At 71.7% G+C, this 4,595-nt stretch carries 4 protein-coding genes; all 4 read left to right on the top strand.

Annotated features, from left to right (window positions below; genetic code table 11):
• The first annotated feature begins 301 nt into the window (after positions 1-301).
• The 4 genes from ACZ6KY_RS21440 to ACZ6KY_RS21425 all read left to right on the top strand — a co-directional run bounded on the left by ACZ6KY_RS21440 (position 302) and on the right by ACZ6KY_RS21425 (position 4,463).
• Entirely contained in the window at positions 302-952 is a 651-nt protein-coding gene (locus tag ACZ6KY_RS21440) for a TetR/AcrR family transcriptional regulator (RefSeq protein ID WP_469311875.1), read from the top strand.
• A complete protein-coding gene (locus tag ACZ6KY_RS21435; RefSeq protein ID WP_469311874.1) occupies positions 952-2,664 on the top strand; it encodes a GMC oxidoreductase in 1,713 nt (570 codons plus the stop codon). Before ACZ6KY_RS21440 ends, ACZ6KY_RS21435 begins: the two co-directional genes overlap by 1 nt.
• Positions 2,661-3,359 carry an acetoacetate decarboxylase family protein gene (locus ACZ6KY_RS21430; protein WP_469311873.1) on the top strand — a complete coding sequence of 233 codons (699 nt, stop codon included), beginning with the start codon at positions 2,661-2,663 and terminating at the stop codon, positions 3,357-3,359. The genes ACZ6KY_RS21435 and ACZ6KY_RS21430 overlap by 4 nt, the downstream gene beginning before the upstream one ends.
• A 180-nt stretch (positions 3,360-3,539) precedes the next feature.
• Positions 3,540-4,463: an SGNH/GDSL hydrolase family protein gene (locus tag ACZ6KY_RS21425; protein WP_469311872.1), complete on the top strand. Its 924-nt coding sequence runs from the start codon at positions 3,540-3,542 to the stop codon at positions 4,461-4,463.
• Positions 4,464-4,595: the final 132 nt, after the last annotated feature.

Here is a 4,595-nt window from a genome sequence, read left to right as displayed (position 1 = left end):
AGAGTTCGTCCGCAATCCTGTGTCCGGAAAGACCTTGGAAGGGGGCGATCCCGGACGGGCCCCCCCCGACAACCCCCCCCCTTTCCCTTTCCTCCCCTTCTTGGGCCCACCCGGCCACATGACCGGGTGTCCACAGGCTGCTGTGCGACGACAGGCTGTGTCAATGGCCGTGACGCGGGCCGGAGTTCGCGCATCCGGGAGATCGACAACGTTTCCTGTCCGACTCGTTGACAGCGTGTCGTCGCCGCACAGACGATGACCGGGCGGTCACATGACCGCCTGGTCATACGCGGGAGCGCTCATGCCCACTTCCACCTGGACCCGTCTGCCACCGGTGCGCCGCGAACGGGTCCTGGTCGCCGCGATGGACGAGTTCGGCACCCACGGCTACTCCACCGGAAGCCTCAACGTCATCGCCCGCGAGGCCGGCGTGGCCAAGGGGTCGCTGTTCCAGTACTTCGAGGGCAAGCTCGACCTCTTCGCCTACGTGGCCGAGCAGACCTCCCTGCGCGTCTACGCCGCCATGCGGCCCTGGCTCGACGGGTACGACGGCTCCACGGAGTTCTCCCGCTACCTCACCGACGCCCTGGAGGCCTGGCTCGACTACTTCGCCGGCCATCCGCTGGAGCGCGGGGTCACCGCCGCCACCAACATGGAACTCGACCCGGCCGTCCGCAACGCCGTACGCGCCCCGGTGCAGGACATCTACCTGGCCGGTCTGCGGCCCCTGGTCGAGCGGGCGGTCGAGACCGGCGACCTGCGCAAAGGCGCCGACGTCGACGCCCTGCTGTCCCTGCTGCTCGTCCTGCTGCCGCACTTCGCGCTCGCGGCCCACACACCCGGCCTCGAAGGACCCGTGCGGCTCGCGGGCGAACACCCGGAAGTCCGCCGGGCGAACATCGCGCGCCTGATCGGCCCGGTCCTCGCCGACTTCGTACCGAAGGGGCCCTGATGGACGCGCCCGACTACGACGTACTCGTCATCGGCTCCGGATTCGGCGGCAGCGTCACCGCGCTGCGCCTCACCGAGAAGGGGTATCGCGTCGGGGTCCTGGAGTCCGGCCGCCGCTTCGCCGACACCGACTTCCCCCGTACGTCCTGGCATGTGCGCGACTATCTCTTCGCCCCGCGCCTCGGCTGCACGGGCATCCTGCGCATGACCCTGCTGGGTGACGTGCTCGTCCTCACGGGCGCCGGCGTCGGCGGCGGCTCCCTCGGCTACGCCAACACACTCTACGAGCCCCCCGACGCCTTCTACGAGGGCTCGCCGTGGGCCGGGATCACCGACTGGCGAAGCGAGCTCGCGCCCTACTACGCGCAGGCCCGCCGGATGCTCGGCGTCACCCCCAACCCCGTGCTCACCGACGCCGACCGGCTCCTCAGGGACACGGCGGACGACCTCGGCTGCGCCGACACCTTCAAGGCCGTGCCGGTCGGTGTGCACTTCGGGCCGCCCGACGCCGTCCCCGGCGCCCGCGTCGCGGACCCCTATTTCGGCGGGGCGGGGCCCGAGCGCAACGCCTGCCTGCACTGCGGCGCGTGCATGACCGGCTGCCGGCACAACGCGAAGAACACCCTGCCCAAGAACTATCTGGGCCTGGCCGAGCGCGCGGGTGCCGAGGTGCTGGCCCTGCGCACGGTCACCGACGTCACCCGTGAAGGTGACGGCTGGGCCGTCACGTCGGTACGCACCGGTGGCGGGGCGCTCCGCCGCAAGCGGACCCTGACCGCCCGGCACGTCGTGTTCGCGGCGGGCGCCCTGGGCACCCAGCGGCTGCTGCACCGGCTGCGGGCCGGAGGTTCGCTGCCCCGGGTGTCACCCCGCCTCGGCAGGCTGACCCGCACCAACTCCGAGGCCATCCTGGGCGTCCGGTCCAGGGACAGGAGCACCGACTTCAGCCGGGGAGTCGCCATCACGTCCTCCGTGCACCTCGACGAGAACACGCACGTCGAAGCCGTCCGCTACGGCCGTGGGAGCAATCTGCTCGGGCTGCTCGGCGCGATGCTCGTCGACCCCGTCCCCGGCCGCTCCCGGCTGCTCGTCGGCCTGGTCGCGATGGCCCGCAATCTGCGTGGCCTGCCGAGCCTGCACAGCCCGCGCCGCTGGTCCCAGCAGACCGTCGTCCTGCTGGTCATGCAGTCCCTCGACAACTCCGTGACGACGTACCTCCGCCGCACCCTCACCGGACGTAGACGGCTGACCAGCCGCCCCGGCGAGGGCACGCCCAACCCGACCTGGATACCCGCGGGACACCGGGCGGCCCGCGGAGCGGCCGAGCGGACCGGCGGCCAGGCCTGTGGCACCTGGGCCGATCTGTTCGACATCCCCACCACCGGACATCTCATCGGCGGATGCACCGTCGGTGGGACCGCGGAGACCGGGGTCGTCGACCCCTATCACCGGCTGCACGGACATCCGGGGCTGCACGTCATCGACGGTTCCACGATCTCGGCGAACCTCGGTGTGAACCCCTCCCTCACCATCACCGCCCTGGCCGAGCGGGCCGTCGCCCTGTGGCCCAACCACGGCGAGGACGACTCCCGGCCCGCACCCGGCCTGCCCTACCGCCGGGTGCGGCCGGTACCGCCCAGGCACCCGGCCGTTCCCGCGGACGCACCGGCGGCGCTGCGGCTGGAAACCCCCACCGGAAAGGACACCCTGTGACGCCCTACCCCGAGGAACCCTGGCACCTGGCCGGCCAGATGTATCTGTCGGTGTGGCTGGTGCCGGCCCCCGAACTGCCACCCGTGGCGGACGGCACCCGGCCGGTCACCGTCGCCGGGCGCGGTGTGGTCGGCGCCGCCTGGGTCGTCTACGAGAACGACAGCGTCCTGCGCTACAACGAACTGCTTCGCGCCGTCCTCGTACGGGACGGCAGCCGCCCCCGTGTCTGCATCACCGACATCTGGGTGGACAGCGCCGCCTCGATGGCGGGCGGCCGCGAACTGTGGGGTATCCCCAAGGAGATGGCGGACTTCGACATCGACCGGACCACCGGTGTACGGGCCGGCGCGGCGACGGACAAGGACGTGCTGGCCACCGCCGCCTTCGAGCCCGGCCGCCGGATACCGGGCCGCTGGCCGCTCACCTATCGGGTCACGCAGACCCTCGACGGCGGACTCAAGACCAGCTCCGTCCGCTCGCGCTCCACGGTACGAACGGCAAAGGCGCGCTGGACCACACACGAAGGCGGCCCGTTGCGGGAGTTGGGCCGCCGCCGGCCCCTGCTCAGCCTGGCCCTGAACGACTTCACCATCCGGTTCGGGGACGCTGCCCCCGCGCCGTCTGAGCCGTCCGCACCGTCCGCACCACCCGCGCCGGAGGCCTGTACGTGGACTGAACCAGCGGGCGGTGGATGAGAGTTGGACAAGTGGAGGGCGATCAAACTCTGGTCCGGCGGCCTACCGGCCGGTATACAGACCAGGTTGGGTCTGCCGGGCAGGAGCCGTCCGGCCTGCCGCGACGCCACGATCCCTTGTGCGCCGCGGGAAAGCCGGTACCCGTTCAGCAGGCCGTCATGGCTTCACGGGAGGGGCACGATGAACCATCACACGCGTCCGGACAATGACGTCCCGAGGCGACGGGGCGCCATGGCGCTGGGGGCCGCGCTGAGCAGCTGCGCGCTCGTCGCCGGCGTCGCGGCGGCGACTCCCGCCGCGGCGGGCGAAGGGCACGCACCGCATGGCGTCGACTATGTCGCGCTCGGCGACTCGTACACGTCCGGGCCTCTGATACCTCAGCAGGTCGACGCGAACTGCGCGCGCTCCGACCACAACTATCCCTCGATCACGGCGGCCGCGCGCAAGGTCGCCTCGTTCACGGACGTCAGCTGTTCCGGAGCGAAGACCGACGAGATGTGGAAGGCGCAGGGGACGAACGGACCCCAGCTGAACGCGGTGAAGCACGGCACCGACCTGGTGACCCTGCAGATCGGCGGCAACGACATGGGCTTCGGCCCGATCATCGCCACCTGCGCCGGGCTCAGTTCGAAGGACCTCTCGGGCAATCCCTGCCAGCAGTACTACGGCGCCGCGGGCTACGACCAACTCACCCTGAACATCCTCGAAACGGCCCCCAAGGTCGCCCGGGTGCTGCGCGAGATCCACGCCAGGGCGCCGCACGCCAGGGTGGTCGTCGTCGGCTACCCCGACCTCCTGCCCGACGACGGCAGCGGCTGCTATCCGACCGTTCCGTTCGCCGCGAAGGACTTCCCCTACCTGCGGGACACCGGCAAGCGGCTCAACCTGATGCTCCGCACGGTGGCGTTCCTGAACCGGGCCGAGTACGTGGACACCTACGGGCCGACCGTGGGCCACGACATGTGCAAGGCCCCCGCCGATCGCTGGATCGAGCCGCTGCGCCCGACCTCGCCCGCCGCTCCGGCCCACCCCAACGCCAAGGGTCAGGAGGCCATGGCAGGCGCGGTGCTGGCGCACCTAGGCGAACGGGCCCGGCACCACTGATCCTTCCGGTCGTGCCCCCGACGCCTGAGCGTCCCTGTTGGGGGGGGGGGGGGGGGGGGGGGGGGGGGGGGGTTTGGGGGGGGGGGGGGGGGGGGGGGGGGGGGGGGGGGGGGGGTGGTAAAAGGGGGGGAA

The organism is Streptomyces sp. NPDC042002 (genome assembly GCF_055588305.1).
This window is presented reverse-complemented; position numbering and strand designations above follow the sequence as displayed.